The organism is Streptomyces sp. NPDC047081, assembly GCF_040643775.1.
Lineage (GTDB): Bacteria > Actinomycetota > Actinomycetes > Streptomycetales > Streptomycetaceae > Streptomyces.
On sequence record NZ_JBEYUY010000033.1, the window covers coordinates 41,065 to 60,658 of the forward strand.

Below are 19,594 nucleotides of genomic sequence, written 5' to 3' on the forward strand. Positions count from 1 at the left end.
GTCTCGTCACATCTCCGTAGTCGCTACACAGTTGGTCATCTGTTGATCACTGTGTGGCATGGATTTGCAAAGTATTGCCATATTTCGCGCTGAAAGCGACGATTTCGGCTTTACATGTCCATGACTCATCCGAAAGGGTTTCGTTCCGGGGCCCGACCAGCCCCCATGGCGCCCAACCGCGCCATGCCTCAGGGCGGTTGGTGATCCCGGCCGCCTTGCGAGGAAGGAACCCTCACCAGTGCGTAGACCGCACATACGCAGCCTGGCCGTCGCCGTCGCCGTGACGACGGCCGCCACGGGCCTCGCGGGCACCGCCTTCGCCGGACCGGACGCGGGGGCCGGTCAGACTGCCGTCGCCCAGTCCACCTCGGCGGCGTCCGTGGTGTCGGCCGCCCGCGCCGCCGCATTCGCCCACGCCTCCGCGACCGGCGTCTCCCAGGGCGACGAACTGCACGCCACGGACGTCATGATCGACCCCGAGGGCGCGCGACACGTCCGGTTCACCCGGACCCACCAGGACATGCCGGTGCTCGGCGGCGACCTCGTCGTCCACCTCACCAAGCAGCTGTCGTACGCGGGCGTCACCCGCGCCGCCGACCACACGGTCAAGCCGGCCACCACCGACGCCAAGCTGTCCGCCGCGCAGGCCGAGGAGAAGGCCGCGTCCGTCGCCAAGGGCGACGCGGGCACCGCCGTACTCGTCGTGGACGCCCGCGACGGCGCCTCCGCGCTCGCCTACCAGGTGACGGTCGCCGACAGCGGCACCACCGAGGGCGGCGGCTCCCGGACCGTCGTCGTCGACGCCGTCACCGGCAAGGTGCGCAGCAACACCCCCGACAGCGACGAGTTCCTCTCGCCCGAGCTGCTCAAGACCCTGCGCCAGCGCGGCGAGGTGGCGGACCCCGCCACCGGTGTCGGCACGCTGTCCGCCGGGCTCACCTCGGCGTCCGCGGCCACCGCCGCCTCGGCCTACCCGAAGACGGCCAACGGCACCGGCAAGTCGCTCTTCGTCGGCGTGGTCCCGCTCAAGACCACCCAGACGGCGCGCACCACCTTCCAGCTGAAGGACCCGACCCGCTACGGCACCGAGACCCGTGACGCCAGGGGCGGTTACACGGAGAGCTTCAGCCGCGGCGCGAAGATCACCACCAAGAACGACATCTTCGGCAACGGCGCCACCTCCAGCCGCAACAGCGCCGCCTCCGACGCCCAGTACGGCATCACCAAGACGCTGGACTTCTACAAGAAGACCTTCGCGCGCAAGGGCATAGCCAACAACAGCAAGCCCGCCAAGGCGATGGTCCACTGGGGCGAGAAGATCGCCAACGCCTTCTGGGACCCGACCTGCGGCTGCATGCTGTACGGCGACGGTGACGGCGACATGTTCAAGAAGCCGCTGGTCGCCCTGGACGTCACCGGTCACGAGCTCACCCACGGTGTCGTCGACGCCACCGCCAAGCTGGAGCCGACCCGCGTCGACGCCGACGGCAACCAGTACGGCGAGCCGGGCGCGCTGAACGAGTCCCTCGCGGACATCTTCGGCTCGAACGTCGAGTTCTTCGCCAACAACGCGAAGGACAAGCCGGACTACCTCATCGGCGAGAAGATGGGCCTGGCCCAGAAGTTCCTGCGCCGTCTCGACCACCCGTCCCTCGACGTGCTCGAGGGCACGATCGACTACTGGGCGCTGGAGACGTACGACGCCGAGGTGCACGCCGGGTCCGGCGTCTCCTCGCACGCGTACTACCTGCTCGCCGAGGGCAGCGGCCAGAAGACGATCGGCGGCGTCCAGTACGACTCGCCGACCTACGACGGCTCGATCGTCAAGGGCATCGGCCGCACCAAGGCCACGGCGATCTTCTACCGCGCCCTGACCCGCTACATGGTCTCCACGACCGACTTCCACGACGCGCGCACCGCGACGCTGAAGGCGGCCAAGGACCTCTACGGGCTCAACAGCACGGAGTACCTGACGGTGAACAAGGCCTGGGCCGCCGTCAACGTCACCAGCGCCAACACGCCGGCCGCGCACCGCTGACCCGCGGAGCGCGCGCACCGGTCCGGGCGCCCCGGCCACGAGCGGGGCGCCCGGATCAGATCCACTGCCGCTCGACCTCCTGTGACACCGTGAACTCGGTGTCACAGGAGGGGCAGCGTGCCCTGCCGAAGACGTACGTGAGCGCCTTCGCGAGATCCGTCCGCCCGGCCGCCGTCGCCTCCCGGTACAGACGCGCGCCGATGCCGTCGAGCCGGTCCGGCGCGATCGGCATCAGGTCCACTCGGCCCTCCTCGCTCTCGGCACCCGGTCCGACCACGTAGTCGCCGATCACGGTGAAGCAGCCGTACGAGCCGAAGGCGACGAACAGAGCGGCCTCGCACTCGGGGCACTCCAGTTCGTACTCCTCGTGGACCAGGTGCTCCAGCGCCTCGGCCCACACGCCGGCATCCTCGAAGGCGAGCACGGCCATCTGCAGGTAGACGAAGTCGCCGGTCTCCCGGGTCGCGGCGGCCAGCAACCCGCGTGCCACGCCCAGCAGCTCCTCGATCTCGTGTGCGTAGCGCGTACGCCGCTCGGCGTCCGGATCCGTCGTGATCAGCCCCGCCATGAGCACCGCCTGTATCGGCTCGCCCGGCGCGCGTCCGAGCGCTATGTCGGCGAGGACGGGCATCGCCGCCCAGCTGGCCTCGTACACCGACCCCTGATGGCACAGCGCCGACCACAGGTCGGACCACACTCTGTCGTCCTCCGGGCCGCCGAGCTGTGCGAACAGCCCCGGGATGTCCTCGGCGCTGCCATACGCGTGGGTCAGCTCGGCCCAATCGATCGTCGTCATGGGGCGATTGTGCCGCGCGGGACTGACAGCGGGGTCAGAGACCAATCCTGCTTCTTTTATTGACGGCGGAAAAGAAGGGCCCTAGGTTCCCGGTCATGCGCCCGACCCCTCGTGTCGAGACGTTCCCGGCGAACACCCCGGCCGTCTCGCAGATCTTCACCACGGTCCTGTCCCAAGGGCCCCTGACCCGGCTGGAGGTGGCCCGCCGGGCGGGGCTGTCTCCGGCCGCCGTCACCAAGGCGGTCCGGCCCCTGATCGAGGCCGGCTACCTGGTGGAGGACGCGGCGGAGGAGGCCCGCCCGGCGCTCGGCCGACCCGCCAACCCGGTACGGGTCGACGGCGGACGGGCGCTGTTCATCGGCGTCAAGGTCACCGGCGGCGAACTGATCGGCGTGCTCACCGACCTGTGCTGCCGTATCCGGGTCGCCCGGCACGTCCCGCTGACGGACCGGACGACCGAGGCGGTGCTGCCCCGTCTCACGGAGCTGCTGCACCAACTGCTCGCCGAGGCCGAGGACTTCGGCGCCCCGGTCCTCGGCCTCGGCGTCGCCGTCTCCGGCGATGTCGACCGCGCCGAGGGAGCCGTGCGCTACTCGCCCTTCCTCGACTGGCGCGACGTGCCCTTCGCCGAACTCGCCGCCATGACAACCGGGTTGCCGGTCACCGTCGAGAACGACGTGCGCGCACTGACGGTCGCCGAGCAGTGGTTCGGGGCCGGCGTGGGCCTGTCCGACTTCGCCGTGGTGACGGTCGGCACCGGCATCGGCTGCGGCCTCGTCGTGCACGGCCGGGTGATCGCCGGCGCCCACGGCGTGGCCGGCGAGATCGGCCACGTGACCGTCGATCCGGCGGGCCCGCCCTGCCACTGCGGCAACCGCGGCTGCGTCGAGGCGATCGCGGGCGAGGCGGCGATCCTGCGGCGGATCCGCGAGACCACCGGCGTCGACGTCACCGACACCGCCGAGGCCGTGGAACTCGCCCACCAGGGAGCCGCCGGAGCCCGCGAGGCGTACGCCAGGGCGGGAGAGGCCATCGGCCGCGGCATCGCCACCGTCGCCAACCTCCTCGGCCCCGAACGCGTGATCATCTCCGGCGAGGGCCTCGCCGCCTACGACCTGTTCGCCGAGCAGATCCGCAGCGCCTTCGCCACGGCCGCCTTCGGTTCCGCCGCCCAGTGCGACGTACAGACCCGCCCACTGCCCTTCGAGGAGTGGGCCCGCGGGGCCGCCGCCACCGCGATCCAGTCCTTCATCACCCCCGACGACCCGCACCCGAGCCGCTGAACCAACTCCCCTTGGAGGTACGACCCATGCGGTCATCCTCGTACTCCGTCATGCCCGTACGCGCCCTCAGAGCCGCGGTGGTCCTGGCCCTCGCCGCAGGCGCCGTCACCGTCACCCCCGCGGCGCACGCCGAGACCACCGCGCCGGCCCTCGCCGCCAAGCCCTATATGGGCTGGTCGAGTTGGAGCATGCAGTCGTCCAAGTACCCGGGCCTTAACCCGGACGGCGACTACAGCTACCTCACCGAGGCGAACGTCAACAAGCAGACCGACGCCCTGGCCGCCAAGCTCAAGAAGTACGGCTACGAGTACGTCAACATCGACGCCGGCTGGTGGATGGACAAGACCTGGAAGACGGGCTACGACCAGTACGGCCGCCAGAAGCCCGACCCGGTCCGCTTCCCCAGCGGCATGAAGGCCGTCGCCGACCGCATCCACTCCAAGGGACTCAAGGCCGGCATCTACCTCCCCGCGGGCCTGGAGAAGGGCGCCTACGGCGACGGGAAGACACCGATCTGGAACGCCGACGGCTGCACCACCGCCGACGTCGTCTACAGCGACCTGCGCACCACCAACGGCTGGGACAGCGCCTACAAGATCGACTTCTCCAAGCCCTGTGCGCAGAAGTACATAGACTCGCAGGCCCAGTTGATCGCGGGCTGGGGCTACGACTTCCTCAAGCTCGACGGCGTCGGCCCCGGGTCCGGGAAGAGCGGTGACCAGTACGACAACGTTGCCGACGTGGCCGCCTGGAACAAGGCCATCGCCGCCACCGGCCGCCCGATCCACCTCGAACTGTCCTGGTCCCTCGACATCGGCCACGCCGCCGACTGGAAGAAGTACTCGCAGGGCTGGCGCATCGACACCGACGTCGAGTGCTACTGCAACACCCTCGTCAGCTGGGAGAACTCCGTCGACGACCGCTGGGACGACACCCCCGGCTGGACGAAGTACGCGGGACCGGGCGGCTGGAACGACCTCGACTCCCTCGACGTCGGCAACGGCGAGATGGACGGCCTGACCAAGGCCGAGCGGCAGAGCTACGCCACCCTGTGGGCCATCGCCAAGTCCCCGCTGTTCACCGGCGACGACCTCACCCGCCTCGACTCCTACGGCCTCTCCCTCCTGACCAACAAGGAAGTGATCGCGATCGACCAGGGCGCCACGCCGCCCGCGCGCCCGATCACGCCGTCCGACCCGCAGCAGGTGTGGGCCGCGAAGAACCCCGACGGCAGCTACACCGTCGCCCTCTTCAACCTCGCCGACAAGCCCGCCGCGGTCTCCGCCAGTTGGGCCTCCCTCGGCTTCACCGGCAAGGCCGCCGTCCGCGACCTGTGGAACCACGAGAACCTCGGCAGCTTCAAGGACAAGGTCACCGAGGCCCTGCCCGCGCACGGCTCCCGCCTGTTCACCGTCACCCCGCACGGCAGCGCCCTCGCCTTCACCGGTTACGAGGCCGAGTCCGCGGCCAACACCCTCGCCGGCAACGCCTCCGTCGCCGACTGCTCCGCCTGCTCCGGCGGCAAGAAGGTCGGCAACCTCTACCTCGGCGGCAAGCTCACCTTCAACGACGTCGTCGTTCCCAAGGCCGGCACCTACCAGGTGAAGATCGCCTACGTCAGCGGTGACGCCCGCTCGGCCGCGGTCTCCGCCAACGGCGGCGGCGCGGTCAGCCACAAGTTCCCCTCCACCGGCGACTGGGGAACGGCCGAGACCGTCAGCGTGCCGTTGACCCTCAAGGCCGGCTCCAACACGATCACCTTCGACAGCGGCAACAGCTACGCGCCGGACATCGACCGGATCGACGTACCGAAGTCGTTCTGAACGACCGACCAGGAGCCGCCATGACCACCGACCCTTCCTCCATGCTGCCCAGACGCGACCTGCTCGCCCTCGCCACGGTGACCGGCGCGGCCCTGGCCGGCCTGCCCGCCTTCACCGCCTCGGCCGCACCCGAGCGTCCTGCCGACTCGCCCTCCACAACGGCGAGTTCACCCCTTGAGCTGTGGTGGCAGGCCCCCGCCGACGACAACTCGATGATCGAGCAGGGCCTGCCCGTCGGCAACGGCCGCCTCGGCGCGCTCGCGGGCAGTGACTCCGGGCGCGAGGTCCTGCTCGTCACCGACGCCACGATGTGGACCGGCGGACTGAACGACACCCTTGACTCCGACGGCCAATTCCCATACGGACGGACGGACTTCGGCTCGTTCACGCTGCTCGGCCGGCTCACCGTCGACATCCCCGGCCACGACCTCGGCGCCGTCTCCGGCTACCGCCGCACCCTCGACCTCGCGCAGGGCGTGGTGACGACGTCGTACGTCCGATCCGGTGTGACGTATCGGAGGAAGATCTTCGCCAGCCGCCCCGACGACGTGATCGTCCTGCACTTCACCCAGAGCGGGGGCGGGCGCTACACCGGCACCGTGACGCTGGAGGGCACGCACGGCGAGGGCGCCGGCGTCTCCTTCGGCGCCGCGTTCCCCAACGGGCTGAAGTACGGGGCCGCCGTCACCGCGTACGGCACCGGCGGCCGCGTCACCGTCAGCGGTACGCGCATCGACTTCTCCGGCTGCAAGGACCTCACCGTGGTGGTGAGCGGCGGGACCGACTACGCGCCGGACGCGGCCAAGGGCTACCGCGACCCGTCCCTCGACCCGCAGAAACTCGCCCGCACCAAGGTCCGCGACGCCGCCGCGCACTCCGCCGACACCCTGCTGCGCACCCATATCGCCGACTATCGGGAGGTGTTCGGGGCGTTCGACCTCTCGCTCGGCACGTCCAGCGCCGAGCAGCGCTCCCTCGACACCTGGGAACGCATCCAGGCACGAGCCCGGGACGGCGTGCCCGACCCCGAACTCGAAGCGGCCTACGTGCAGTTCGGCCGCTACCTGATGATCTCCGGCTCGCGCGGCAGCCTGCCGCTGGGCCTGCAGGGGCTGTGGCTCGACGGCAACGACCCCGACTGGATGGGCGACTACCACACCGACATCAACATACAGATGAACTACTGGATGGCCGACCGGGCGGGCCTGTCCACCTGCTTCGACGCGTTCACCGACTACTGCGTGGCCCAGGTCCCGTCCTGGACCGACCTGACCCGCCGCCTGTTCAACGACCCGCGCAACCGCTACCGCAACTCCACGGGAAAGAACGTCGGTTGGACCGTGGCCATCTCCACCAACCCGTACGGTGGGGGAGGCTGGTGGTGGCACCCGGCGGGCAACGCGTGGCTGTGCAACACCCTATGGGAACACTACGAGTTCACGAGTTCACGCACCCATCTGCAGAAGATCTACCCTCTCCTCAAGGGCGCCTGCGAGTTCTGGGAGGCGCGGCTGCTGACGACGACCCTGCCGGGGACATCCCGGGAGGTCCTGATCGCCGACAGCGACTGGTCGCCGGAGCACGGCCCGCTCGACGCCAAGGGCATCACCTACGCCCAGGAGCTGGTGTGGGCGCTGTTCGGCAACTACTGCGTCGCGGCAGCCGAGTTGAAGAAAGATGGCGGGTACGCGGAGACGATCGCCGGGCTGCGGAAGCGCCTGTATCTGCCGCAGGTGAGTCCGAAGTCCGGCTGGCTGGAGGAGTGGATGTCCCCCGACAACCTCGGTGAGACGACCCACCGCCACCTGTCCCCGCTCGTCGGCCTCTTCCCCGGCGACCGGATCCGCCCCGACGGCTCCACCCCTGCCGACCTCGTCGCCGGCGCCACCGCCCTGCTCACCGCGCGCGGCATGGAGAGCTTTGGCTGGGCGAACGCCTGGCGCAGCCTGTGCTGGGCCCGCCTCAAGGACGCCGACAAGGCCTACCAGCTCGTCGTCAACAACCTCCGCCCGTCCACCGACGGCAGCAACGGCACCGCCCCCAACCTCTTCGACATCTACGAGGTCTCACAGGGCCGGGGCATCTTCCAGATCGACGCCAACTTCGGCACCCCGGCCGCCGTGACCGAGATGCTCCTGTACTCCCGCCCCGGTCACCTGGAACTCCTCCCGGCCCTCCCCGACGCCTGGTCCGCGGCCGGCTCACTCGTCGGCGCCCCCGCACGCGGCGGCTTCGTCGTCGACCTGCGCTGGCGCGACGGCAGGCCGACCGAGGCCCACATCCGCAGCGTCGGCGGCCGTACGACGACGGTGGCGTACGGCGGCAGGTCCCGCACCGTGACCCTCCGGCCCGGCGGGTCCGTCACGCTGAAGGACCTGGCCCGGTGAGGGCCCGGATCGCACGGGCCCGCCGTCTGGCCGTCCTGCTCCTGCTGGCCGGCACCGTCCAGGCGGCGCCGGTGCACGCCTCCGACGACGGGTTCCGGACCGTGGGCGCGCCCGCCGACCGGCGTGACGTCGTCACCTGGGGCGCCGGCGCCGACCGCATGGGCGACGGCGTCCCCGATCGCGGCTACCGACTGGTCGTGCACACGAGCGTCGGCGGCAGCGGCCTGCGGATCCGGCTCTCCAACGTCTTCGGGGACCGGCCGGTGACCTTCGACAGCGCCTACGCGGGCGTCCAGTCGGCAGGCGCCGAACTCGTCCGCGGCAGCAACCACCGCCTCACCTTCGAAGGCGCCAACTCCGTCACCGTCCCCGCGGGCGCGGTCGCCCTCAGCGACCCCCTGCCCGGCCGGGTCCCCGCCGCGACCAACCTCGTCATCAGCATCCACTCAACCGACGCGACGGGCCCCGCGACCGGCCACTGGATGGCCATGCAGACGTCCTACGCGACCAGCGGCGACCACACCGCCGAGGAGAGCGCCGCCAACTGGCCGGAGACGACCGGCTCCTGGACCTACCTAGACTCCGTGTCCGTACGACCGCCCGCGGGCACCGGAGCCGTCGTCGCGCTCGGCGACTCCATCACCGACGGCTGGCAGTCCACCACCGACCTCAACCGCCGCTGGCCCGACTACCTGGCCCGCCGGCTCGCGAAGGCCGACACCGCCGTGAAGGGCGTCGCCGACGAAGGGATCTCCGGCAACAAGGTCCTCGCGGACGGCGCCGGGCAGAGCGCCCTGAACCGCCTCGACCGTGATGTCCTGTCCCAGCCGGGCGTCCGTATCGTCTTCCTCTTCGAGGGCGTCAACGACATCAAGGCCCACACCGGCGTCACCGCCCAGGACCTGATCTCCGGCTACCGGGAGATCGCCCGGCGGGTGCACGCGGCCGGGAAGTGCGTCGTCGGCGCGACCGTGGCCCCCTTCGAGGGCTGGTCCGAATGGGACCCGGCCGCCGAGGCCGTACGCCAGGAGGTCAACGCCTACCTGCGCGGCAGCGCCGACTTCGACGCCGTCACCGACTTCGACCACATCCTGCGCAGCCCCTACGACCCCGAACGGATCCTCCCGTTCTTCGACGGTGGCGACCATCTGCACCCCAACGACAAGGGGATGCAGGCGATGGCCGACGCGGTGGACCTCAAGAGCCTCGACTGCGCCGGTCCCTAGGAGGACGCCGTCCGCTCGGGCGCGATCAGCCCCTCCCGGATGGCGATCGCCACCGCCTCCGTACGGCCGGCCGCGCCCAGCTTGGCCAGGATGTTGGAGACGTGCACGCTCGCTGTCTTGCCGGTGATGAACAGCTCCTCGCCGATCTGCCGGTTGCTGCGCCCGCGGGCGAGCAGCCGCAGCACGTCCTGCTCACGGGCGGTGAGCGGCGAGGTGCGCCCACCGTTCGCCGGGGCGTCGGCGAGGCGGCCGCGGCGGATCAGCCCGTCCAGCGACTCCAGCAGGGGAGTCGCGCCGAGCCGCTCCGCCACCGCTCTCGCCTCGCGAGCCTGTACGGCCGCCTCCTCACGCCGTTCGCCCGCCAACAGGGCCTCGACGTACCGCACTTGGCAGCGCACCCGCTCGTACACATCGCCGTAGCCGAACGCGGTCACCGCCTTCTCCCAGGCCGCCGCGTCCGGCCCGGACACGGCCCGCGCCCACTCGGCCTCGGCGCGGGCCAGCCAGGCCTGCCCCTCGGGGCCCTGCGGGACATCGCCCTCGCCGTGCAGCGCGGTCCGGCGGGCGACCTCGACCAGCTCGTCCGCGGTGTCCTTCCAGCGGTGGGACGTATCACCGGCCTGCCGCAGCTCCGCCGAGGCGTCGGCGACGGCCGACAGGGCGAGCGCCGCGAGCCGGACCGCGATGTGGGGCCGTACGCCCGAATCGTCGGTGAGCGCGTCGATACTCACCCGAGCCCGCTCGACGGCCGCCTCCGTGTCGCCCTGCAACAGGGCGGCCTCGGTCAGCGCGATGCTCGCGACCATCGTCGCCATCCAGTCGAAGTGCCCCTCCAGCAGCGCCCGCGCGCGCTCGGCGGCCGACAGATCGCCCCGGGCCAGCGCCACATACAGCGCGGGCCCCACCGCGTACCCGCCCGACGACGGCAGCACCGCGGCATCGGTCGCCGCGGCCCGCACGCACTCGTCCCAGCGGCCCAGCGTGTACAGCACGAGCAGATGCAGATACCGCATCTCCAGCGGGTACAGCGACGACAGCAGCCCGGCGCGCCGGGCCCGGTCCAGGCCCTCGGTCACCCAGGGCAGACACCCTTCGAGATCCCCGGACTCGAAGCAGCCGACGGCCAGATTGAACAGGGCGCGCATCTCCACCGGTGTGCTGCCGGCCTGCCGCGCCAGCTCCCGGGCCGCGACGAGCCGCTCGCGGCCCTCGACGGTGCGCCGCCCGCCGTTCTCCAGGATGGCCAGCGAGATCAGCAGGTCGGCCTGCGCGTCCGCCACCCCTAGCCGTTCGGCGACGCCGAGGGCCTGCCGGGCGACCCGCAACGCCGTCTCGTTCTCGCCCATGTGCCGGGCCGCCAGGACATGCGTGGCCGCCGCCCACACCCAGGTACGGGAGGGCGGCTCGGCCGGGATCATCGCGAGCGCCTCGCTGCTGTAGGCGAACGCGGCCGTCAGGTTGTCGACGCTCATCAGATTGCCGGCCAGCGTGTACCGCACCCGCGCGGCGAGTTCGGAGTCCGCGTCCTGCCCGATGCCCGCGAGCGCGGACCGGGTCAGCGACACCGCCCGATGCAGCTGACCGGCGTGCGCGGCCGCCGCCGACGCGCGCAGCGTGAGCGTGACCCGGTCCACGCCCTCGCCGGAAGGGCGTGCCGCTGCGTCGACCGACGCCCACAGATCGAGGGCCGTTTCGAGGTGCCGCAGCTCCTCGGCGGGAGCACCGACGCGCTGGGCGTGGCCCGCGGCCTCCAGCGAGGCGGCCAGCGCCTCCGGCAGATCGTGGCTCTCCCGGTAGTGGTGGGCGCGCTCCGCGGCGCTCTCGCCCGGATGCCCGCGCCCTTCGAGCAGCCGGGCGAACGCGCCGTGCAGCCGGGCCCGCTCACCCGGCAGCAGATCCGCGTACACCGCCTCCCGGGCCAGCGCGTGCCGGAAGGCGTACGTGTCCCCGCCGCCGGCGACGAGCAGCTGCCGTCCGATCGCCTCCCTGAGCGCCGACTCCAGCTCGTCCTCCGGCAGCCCGACGGCGTCCCGCAACAGGTCGTGCTCCACCCGCCGCCCGGCCACGGCGGCGGTCCGCAGCACCTGCTGGGCGGTGTCCGACAGCTGCTCGATACGGATGAGAAGCACGTCGGCCAACCCGCTCGGCACCCCTCCGGCGTCCGTGTCGGCGGCGACCAGCTCCTCCGCGTAGAAGGCGTTCCCCTCGGCCCGCTCGACGATCCGCCGCACGGTGGCGTCCGGCAGCGGACGGTCCTGGAGCGCCCGCACCAGTTCGGCGACCTCGGGATCGGCCAGGGGCCGCAGTTCGAGCCGCTCCACGGCAGGCAGCCGTACCAACTCGGCCAGCAGCGGACGCAGTGGATGCCGCCGATGCAGATCGTCCGCACGGTACGAAGCGAGCAAGGCGAGCCGATGGGTGGGCGCACCCCCGGCGGCCCGCTGCAGAATGCCCCGGCTGAGCAGGAACCGCAGCAGATCCCGCGACGACTGATCCGCCCAGTGCAGGTCTTCGAGCACCACCAGCAGCGGCGCCACGTCAGCGACCTCGGCGAGCAGCCCGGCGACCCCTTCGAAGAGCCGCAGTCGCCCACCCGAATCCGCCGCGGAGTCCACGCCGGCCCCGAGCAGCCGCCCCACCACGGGATACGCATCCACCACGGAGGCGAACCGAGCGTCCCCCGCGAGCACCCCGAGAATCTCGGTGAACGGCAGATACGGAAGCCCCACATCCCCCAGATCGACACAGTGCCCGGTCACCACGGTCATCCCGTCGGCACCGGCCCGCCCCGCGACCTCGTCGAGCAGCCGAGTCTTCCCCACCCCAGCGTCACCGGCCACGAGCAGAGCCCCCGCCTCACCCGCACGGGCACGCTTCAGCACGTCAGCAAGGCGGGCAACGTCTTCGCTGCGCCCAATCAGGGGAGTGGGGAACTGGCTCTCAGACACACACCCATCCTGTCACGCACCACTGACAGCACATTCTTGAGAACGACGCCCTAGAGGGGCGCGGGGAACTGCGCGACCAGCCACGACGAGCCCGCAGCCGCCGTCGAACAGCAGTCCCCACCCCCCTTAGGCACTCAAGACCGCAACGTCCGCGCCCAATCCTCCGGCACCCGCCCCTCCGGCCCCGGAGCCGGCTGATCCACCGGATGACTCACAGGCGGCGCCAGCTCAGGCCCCTCCTCGTACAGCTGCGAACTCGAGAAGTCCCAGAACCACCCCTCACCCGGCTCGAAACTCCGGATCACCGGATGCCCCGTGGCCTTGTAGTGAGCCGTCGCATGCTTCGCGGGCGAGTCGTCACAACACCCGACGTGCCCGCACTCCGCACACCGCCGCAGATGGAACCACCACCCACCCACCTCGTCGCACTCCACGCACCCCGTACCACTGGGCGGAACACTCGGATCGATCCCATTCGCACTGCTCATGCGGACTCCTCGGACGTCTCGTCGGCCGCGGCGGTGAGTGGAAGCAGAACCTGGAAACGCGTGTCACCCGGCTCGGACTCCACCTGCAAGGTCCCGTGATGCTTGTTCACCACGATCCGCCAGGAGATGTCCAACCCCAGCCCGGTCCCCTCACCCACCGGCTTGGTGGTGAAGAACGGATCGAAGATACGGCCGCGGATGTCCGCCGGCACCCCGGGACCCGTGTCCCGGAACTCCACCAGCAGCTGATCGCGCTCCAACGCCGTCCGAACCGTCAACGTACCTTCTCCGCCGACGCCGTTGATGGCGTGCACCGCGTTGTCGATGAGGTTCGTCCACACCTGGTTGAGCTCCGCCGGGTAGCACGGCACCTTCGGCAGCGTACGGTCGTACTCCTTGACGACCTGGATCCGCGTGCCGATCTTGCCCGACAGCATCAGCAGTGTGCTGTCGAGGAGTTCGTGGACGTCGGCGTTCTGGTAAGGAGCGCGGTCGAGCTGCGAATACTGCTTCGCCGCGTCGACCAGATGCGAGATGCGGCTGGTCGAGTCCTCGATCTCGTCCATCAACAGCTCGGTCTCGACCGTGTAGTTGAGCCAGCCGATCGCTCCCGGCAGGATCTCCGCGTCCACGGCGGCCGCGACCTGGTCCAGCCAGTCGATGTCGAGGCCGGCCTGGACGAAGGTGGGCGCGAGCCGCCAGCCGTCCGGGATGCCGTGGTCGTCGAGCCAGTCGGTGACCGCGTCCTCGCGGTCCGCGGCCTCCAGCGGGCTCAACGTCGGTGCCTTGGCGACGCGTTCGGCCGTGCGCTCCTGCACCTCGATGAGATTGACGAGCGCCTCACGCGGATACGGCCCCGAGGAGATGACGGCGAGCTTGTGCCGCATCTTGGCGACCCGCTCCCGGAGGGTCGCCGTGGCGCGGACGGCCGCCGCCGCGGGGTTGTTGAGCTCGTGCGTCAGCCCGGCCGACAACGAGCCCAGGGCCAGCAGCCGTTCGCGCTGTCCGATCGCCCGCTGGGTGCTCTTGGACCCGAAGAACAGCCCCTCCAGCAGGTGGACCGCCATCGGGAACCACTCCTGCATGATGTTCGCGAACGTGTCCGCGGGCATCACGAAGAACCGCGAAGTGTCCGTCACGCGCATGGAGTTGTTGTAGACCTGCCGGACCCGGTCCCCGAGGTAGGCCTGCATGGCCCCGCAGTACACCCCGGGCTGCGCGGTCCGGGTGACCTCCACGTCGTCGCCGCCGACCCGCCGGGACAGCACGAGTCCGCCCTCGATCATGACGTAGAAGCAGGTGGCCGGTTCGCCCTCGGTGTACACCGGGCCGGGCTCGAACTTCTCCACCCGCCCCTCGCTGCACAGCCGCCCGAGCTGCTCCGGGGTCAGCTTCTCGAACAGGAACAGCGACCCGATCTCCTGCGGGCTGCAGGGCATCAACTGCCCGCTCACGACTGCTCCAGATACCGGTGTACGAGCATCACGGCCATGGCTCCCTCTCCGACGGCGGACGCGACGCGCTTGGCGGACTCGGCACGCGCGTCGCCCGCCACGAACACGCCGGGAATGTTGGTCTCCAGGTGGTACGGCGGCCGGTCCAGCTCCCAGTCCGCCGGCGGCCGCCCGTCCGCGGTGAGGTCGGGCCCGGCCAGGATGAACCCGTGCTCGTCCCGCAGCACGGTCCCGTCCAGCCAGCCGGTCAGCGGGGCCGCGCCGATGAACACGAACATCCACTGCGCGTCGACCAGTTCGGTCTCACCGGTGTCCATGTCACGCAGGGTCAGCTGCTCCAGGTGGTCGGAGCCGTACGCGGACTCGACGACGGTACGCGCGCGTACCGAGATGTTCGGCGCTTCGTTGATCTGCTGGATCAGGTAGTACGACATCGACGCCGACAGGTCGGCCCCGCGCACCAGCAGGGTCACCGACTTGGCGCCCCGGGACAGGTACATCGCCGCCTGCCCGGCGGAGTTGGCGCCGCCCACGATGTAAACGTCCTGCCCCTGGCAGGAGGACGCCTCCGTGAGCGCCGATCCGTAGAACACGCCGCAGCCGGTGAGGTCGTCGCAGCCGGGCGCCTCCAACTGCCGGTAGGACACGCCGGTCGCGAGGATCACGCTGTGCGCGGCGACCGCGGACCCGTCGGAGAACCGCACCGTCCGCGCGGCCCCGTTGACCTCCAGCCCGCTCACTTCGCGCGCGGTGAGGATCTCGGCGCCGAACTTCGCCGCCTGCCGCCGGGCCCGCTCGGTGAGCTGCGCCCCGGACACACCGTCCGGGAAGCCGAGGTAGTTCTCGATGCGGGAGCTCTGCCCGGCCTGCCCGCCGGTCGCCGACCGCTCCACGAGAACGGTCCGCAGCCCCTCCGAGGCCCCGTACACCGCGGCACCCAGCCCGGCGGGCCCGCCGCCGATGACGACCAGGTCGTAGAAGTCCGCGGCCGGTGTCGTCGCCAGCCCGACCCGCGCGGCCAGCTCGGGCGCCTCCGGCTCCACCAGCGGATCCCCCTCCGGGGTGATCACCAGCGGCAGCCGCTGCCCGTCCGCGCCGGCCGCCGCGAGCAGCCGCTGCCCCTCGGGCTCCTCCGCCGAGTACCAGCGGTACGGCACCTGGTTGCGGGCCAGGAACTCCCGCACGTCCGAGGAGCGCGCGGACCAGCGGTGCCCGACCACCTTGGTGGCGGGCACCGGCCGGAAGTCACTGCACCGCCACGCCTCCAGCAGGTCGTCGAGGACCGGATAGAGCTTCTCCTCCGGCGGATCCCACGGCTTGAGGAGGTAGTGATCGAGATCGACGACGTTGATCGCGTCGATCGCCGCGTTCGTGTCCGCGTACGCGGTCAGCAGGACGCGCCGTGCCCCGGGATACACGTCCAGGGCCTGTTCGAGGAATTCGATGCCGTTCATCTGCGGCATGCGGTAGTCGGCCAGGATCACGGCCACGAGGTCGCCGCGCAGCTTCAGCTCGCGCAGGGCGTCCAGCGCGGACTCGCCCGACTCCGCGCGCACGATCCGGTACGACTCGCCGTAGCGCCGTCGCAGATCGCGGGCGACGGCCCGGGACACCCCCGGGTCGTCGTCCACGGTCATGATGACGGTCCGCGCTGCGTCGGACGCCTGTGCCATACGTCTCCCACCCCGAGTGGTCGGACCGACGGCGCGGCGAGCCCTGTCGCAAGACGGTCACCGCGCCGGCTCCCGCCCATCGTATGTTCGATCGTCCCGCTTCGCCCCGGCATAACGCCGACGGCGAACGCTCAGGGGCGCCGGGAGGAGAGCACGCAGAACTCGTTTCCCTCCGGATCCGCGAGCGTCACCCACGACTCGTCGCCCCGCTGCCCGATGTCCGCGTGCCGCGCGCCCAGCGCCAGCAGCCGCTCGACCTCCGCGTCCCGGTCGTCGGGGCGGAAGTCGAGGTGGAGCCGGTTCTTGATGGTCTTGGTCTCCGGCACCCGGACGAAGAGCAGGCCCGGCAGCCGGTCCTTTTCGGGCCGGATCTCGTACTCCTCGGGCTCGTCGTTCACCACGACCCAGCCGAGCGCCTCGGCCCACCACCGCCCCAGTGCCTCCGGGTCGGCCGAGTCGACGATCACTTGCTCCCATTCCAAGGTCATGGGGCGAGCCTAGTGAAGACTGGGCGCGAGTGACCTGACCACGACACTGGGAGGCAGCGCCATGACCCGCCCGATCACCGCAGGCGTCGACGGAACCGAGGAGAGCATCGCGGCACTGGACTGGGCGGCCCGGGAGGCGGTCCGCCGGGGGCTCGCGCTGCGGGTGGTGCAGGCCTGGCGGTTCCAGCCGTACGAGGCGATCGACGCGGCGGACCTGGAGACGCAGGCCGGGTGGGTGCGGGACGCCGTCGCCGAGGCGGCCCGTGCCGTCAGCGGCCGCCACTCCGGCCTGGAGGTGACCACGGACGTCCTGGAGGGCGAGAGCGCCGAGCAACTGGTCGGCGCGGCGGCGGACGCCGAGATGCTGGTCATCGGTGCGCGCGGGCACGGACCGGTCGTCGGGTTCCTGCTCGGCTCGGTCGGCCAGCAGGTGATCGCCGAGACGACACGGCCGGTGGTGCTCGTCCGCGCCGGTGACCAGCCGACGGCCGAGGCCGCGGGCCGCGAGATCGTCGTCGGCCAGGAGGGCGAGCCGGAGGACAGCGCCGACACACTGCGGTTCGCCTTCGAGACGGCCGCCGCCCGCGGGGCGACCGTGCGGGCGGTGCGCGCCTGGACGCTGCCGCCGGTGTTCGCGTACAGCCCCGGCTCGATGCAGCTCCTCGACGAGGCCGGCGGCCTGGAGCCGTACGAGAGGAAGGCGCTGACCGCGGCGCTGCAGCCGTGGCGGGAACGCTTCCCGGACGTGCCCGTGGTCGAGCACATCGAGATGGGCAGCGCGGGGCAGGTGCTGCTGTCGGTCGCCGGGCGGGCCCAGCTGATGGTCGTGGGCCGCCGCGCCCGCCGTACGGCCGTGGGCGCGCGGATCGGCTCGGTGGCGCACGGCGTGCTGCACCACGCGCCGTGCCCGGTGGCCGTGGTCCCGCACGCCCGGGTCACTCCGGCGTGACCGGCTCCAGGGTCTCCCGCGCTTTGGGCAGCACCCTCTCGATGTAGTCCGCGACCGCCACGTCGAGGCCTATGTCGTGCTGGGCGCGCTCGGACAGGTACCAGCGGTGTTCGAGCAGCTCGTGGTAGATCTCGGCCGCGTCCATCGAGCCGCGCAGCTCCAGAGGGACGGCCCGGACCGTGGGCCGGAAGACGTCCCGCACCCAGCGGTGGGCGAGCACCTCGGGGCGGGCGGCGAGGGGGTCGCCCGGGGCGTAGTCGTCCTGGGTGGCCATCCAGCTCTCCAGGTCGTTGAGCAGCCGGCGGGCCTGGTTCTCCTCGGTGTCCAGGCCGGTCAGCCGCAGCAGCTGGCGCTGGTGGTGCCCGGCGTCGACGACCTTCGGCACGAAGGTGACCGTGTCGCCGTTGGAGGAGTGCTGGATCTGCATCTCGGCGACGTCGAAACCGAGTTCGTTGAGGCGGCGGATCCGGCGCTCGATGTAGTGGTACTTGCCCGCCGGATAGACGGAGGTCCGGGTCAGCTCGTCCCACAGGTCGCCGTAGCGGGCGCAGATCTCCATGCCGAACTCGATCGGGTCCACGGAAGGGTGCAGCGCCCCGGACGCCTCCAGGTCGAGCAGCTCGCCGCTGATGTTCACGCGCGCGAGGTCGAGGTCGTACTCCCGCTGTCCGGTGCTCAGTTGGGGATGCAGATCCCCGGTCTCGGCGTCCACGAGGTAGGCGGCGTAGGCGCCCGCGTCGCGCCGGAAGAGCGTGTTGGACAGCGAGCAGTCGCCCCACGCGAACCCGGCCAGGTGCAGCCGCACCAGCAGCACGGCCAGGGCGTCCATGAGGCGGTGCATGGTGGCCGGACGCATCGTCGTCTCGAACATCGAGCGGTACGGCTGTGATCCGCGCAGATGCCGCGTGATGAGCACCGGCTCCAGCGGGGCGTCGTCGGCGCCGGTGCGGCCGGTGACCACCGCGAGGGGGTCGACGGCGGGGATGCCGAGCCGGTCCAGGTCGCGCAGCAGCTCGTACTCGCGCAGGGCGGGCCGTTCGGCGAGTTCCTTGACGGCTATGACCTCGTCGCCGGCGCGCGCGTACCGCACGACGTGCCGGGAGATGCCACGCGGCAGCGGGACCAGGTACTCGTCCGGCCACTCTTCCAGGGGCAGGTGCCACGGCAGGGCCAGCAGGAGCGCGGGATGCTCCGGGTTGGTCGCGCTGATCTGCAGTGCCATGGCGTGCGTGTCCTTGCCTCGCGGGTGATCGTCACCTCACCTTAGAGGGCTCGCTCCTTGGCCTGAAGTGCCGATTCAAGGACCGGACCGCGGTGCTCGGGGCCGTGCCCGGGCAGCAGCAGCCCGGCCTCCAGCCCGGCCAGGACGTCCAGGGACGCGACGGCCCGCGCGCGTTCGTGGTGGAACATGTCGGGCAGCAGCTGCGGCCCGTGCACGCGTGAGGTCGGGTGGCCGGTGACCAGGGCGTCGCCCGAGATCAGCACGCCCGCGTCCGGGAGGTGGAAGGCCACGTGCCCGTCGGTGTGGCCCGGCGTGTGCACGGGCACGGGCCGGCCGGGCAGGTCCAGCGCACCTGGCGCCGGGAACGCCTCGGGCGTACCGACCGGGACCTTGGCGGTGCCGCCGGAGCGCAGGGCGTGCACCGCCCAGGGCAGCACACCCGGCCGCCAGCTGTTCTTCGCCACCTGTCCGATGGTCACCTGGTGGAGGAACTCCCGGCGGGCGTGCGGCACTTCGGCCTCGTGCAGATAGACCGGCGTGTCGTAGGTGCAGCGCAGGAACTCGGCGGAGCCCAGGTGGTCGTTGTGGGCGTGGGTGATCAGCACCGCCGCCACGGCCTCCGGCGAGCCGCCCACCTCCGCCAGCGAGGCGAGGACCTGCTGCCGGTCCCCGGGATAGCCGGTGTCGATCAGGGTGAGTTCGTCCCCCTCGCTGAGGATCACCCAGTTGGTGTTGCTGCCGTGCACCAGATGAATGCCGTCGGCGACTTGCCGCACGTCTGCCCGCATGACCGACCCCGAGTTGAGAGTTCCTGCCCGA

Annotated in this window: 14 protein-coding genes; 6 read left to right on the forward strand and 8 right to left on the reverse strand. The window is 71.3% G+C overall.

Going from position 1 to position 19,594, the window contains the following annotated elements:
- Window positions 1-238 precede the first annotated feature (238 nt).
- Complete coding sequence (locus ABZ848_RS41295) at window positions 239-2,038, forward strand: M4 family metallopeptidase (protein WP_360840418.1); 1,800 nt, start codon at window positions 239-241, stop codon at window positions 2,036-2,038.
- A gap of 55 nt (window positions 2,039-2,093) precedes the next feature.
- Here ABZ848_RS41295 and ABZ848_RS41300 read toward each other — a convergent pair whose 3' ends face one another.
- A complete protein-coding gene (locus ABZ848_RS41300) occupies window positions 2,094-2,834 on the reverse strand; it encodes a hypothetical protein (protein ID WP_360840420.1) in 741 nt (246 codons plus the stop codon).
- 95 nt (window positions 2,835-2,929) lie between these two features.
- Here ABZ848_RS41300 and ABZ848_RS41305 point away from each other — a divergent pair, with 95 nt between their 5' ends.
- From ABZ848_RS41305 to ABZ848_RS41320, 4 genes are read left to right on the forward strand one after another with little or no spacing between them, the layout of a single operon-like run.
- The gene (locus ABZ848_RS41305; protein ID WP_360840422.1) at window positions 2,930-4,117 is read left to right on the forward strand and encodes an ROK family transcriptional regulator; all 1,188 of its coding nucleotides are present in this window, start codon (window positions 2,930-2,932) and stop codon (window positions 4,115-4,117) included.
- Window positions 4,118-4,143: 26 nt separating this feature from the next.
- Window positions 4,144-5,940: a carbohydrate-binding protein gene (locus ABZ848_RS41310; protein ID WP_360840423.1), complete on the forward strand. Its 1,797-nt coding sequence runs from the start codon at window positions 4,144-4,146 to the stop codon at window positions 5,938-5,940.
- A 20-nt stretch (window positions 5,941-5,960) separates the two neighbouring features.
- Window positions 5,961-8,327 (forward strand): glycoside hydrolase N-terminal domain-containing protein, encoded by a 2,367-nt coding sequence (locus tag ABZ848_RS41315; RefSeq protein WP_360840424.1) that lies wholly within the window; start codon window positions 5,961-5,963, stop codon window positions 8,325-8,327.
- The gene (locus ABZ848_RS41320) at window positions 8,324-9,553 is read left to right on the forward strand and encodes an SGNH/GDSL hydrolase family protein (protein WP_360840426.1); all 1,230 of its coding nucleotides are present in this window, start codon (window positions 8,324-8,326) and stop codon (window positions 9,551-9,553) included. The genes ABZ848_RS41315 and ABZ848_RS41320 overlap by 4 nt, the downstream gene beginning before the upstream one ends.
- On the opposite strand, the gene ABZ848_RS41325 is transcribed toward ABZ848_RS41320, so the two are convergent.
- The 5 genes from ABZ848_RS41325 to ABZ848_RS41345 all read right to left on the reverse strand — a co-directional run bounded on the left by ABZ848_RS41325 (window position 9,550) and on the right by ABZ848_RS41345 (window position 16,604).
- A complete protein-coding gene (locus ABZ848_RS41325) occupies window positions 9,550-12,501 on the reverse strand; it encodes an AAA family ATPase (protein ID WP_360840427.1) in 2,952 nt (983 codons plus the stop codon). The two genes, ABZ848_RS41320 and ABZ848_RS41325, sit on opposite strands and share 4 nt — an antisense overlap.
- 134 nt (window positions 12,502-12,635) lie before the next feature.
- Window positions 12,636-12,989, reverse strand: a complete 354-nt coding sequence (locus ABZ848_RS41330) for a UBP-type zinc finger domain-containing protein (protein WP_360840429.1) — start codon at window positions 12,987-12,989, stop codon at window positions 12,636-12,638.
- On the reverse strand, window positions 12,986-14,443 hold the full coding sequence (locus ABZ848_RS41335) for an ATP-binding protein (RefSeq protein WP_360840431.1): 1,458 nt from the start codon (window positions 14,441-14,443) through the stop codon (window positions 12,986-12,988). The genes ABZ848_RS41330 and ABZ848_RS41335 overlap by 4 nt, the downstream gene beginning before the upstream one ends.
- The gene (locus ABZ848_RS41340; RefSeq protein WP_360840433.1) at window positions 14,440-16,116 is read right to left on the reverse strand and encodes an FAD-dependent oxidoreductase; all 1,677 of its coding nucleotides are present in this window, start codon (window positions 16,114-16,116) and stop codon (window positions 14,440-14,442) included. Before ABZ848_RS41340 ends, ABZ848_RS41335 begins: the two co-directional genes overlap by 4 nt.
- A gap of 131 nt (window positions 16,117-16,247) precedes the next feature.
- Entirely contained in the window at window positions 16,248-16,604 is a 357-nt protein-coding gene (locus tag ABZ848_RS41345) for a VOC family protein (RefSeq protein ID WP_360840434.1), read from the reverse strand.
- 61 nt (window positions 16,605-16,665) lie between these two features.
- Between ABZ848_RS41345 and ABZ848_RS41350 the strand changes: the two genes are divergently transcribed.
- On the forward strand, window positions 16,666-17,553 hold the full coding sequence (locus tag ABZ848_RS41350; protein ID WP_360840436.1) for a universal stress protein: 888 nt from the start codon (window positions 16,666-16,668) through the stop codon (window positions 17,551-17,553).
- Here ABZ848_RS41350 and ABZ848_RS41355 read toward each other — a convergent pair.
- Both ABZ848_RS41355 and ABZ848_RS41360 read right to left on the reverse strand, forming a co-directional pair.
- A complete protein-coding gene (locus ABZ848_RS41355) occupies window positions 17,540-18,775 on the reverse strand; it encodes a DUF4032 domain-containing protein (protein ID WP_360840437.1) in 1,236 nt (411 codons plus the stop codon). The genes ABZ848_RS41350 and ABZ848_RS41355 overlap by 14 nt on opposite strands.
- A 41-nt stretch (window positions 18,776-18,816) precedes the next feature.
- A complete protein-coding gene (locus ABZ848_RS41360) occupies window positions 18,817-19,563 on the reverse strand; it encodes an MBL fold metallo-hydrolase (protein ID WP_360840439.1) in 747 nt (248 codons plus the stop codon).
- Window positions 19,564-19,594 lie beyond the last annotated feature (31 nt).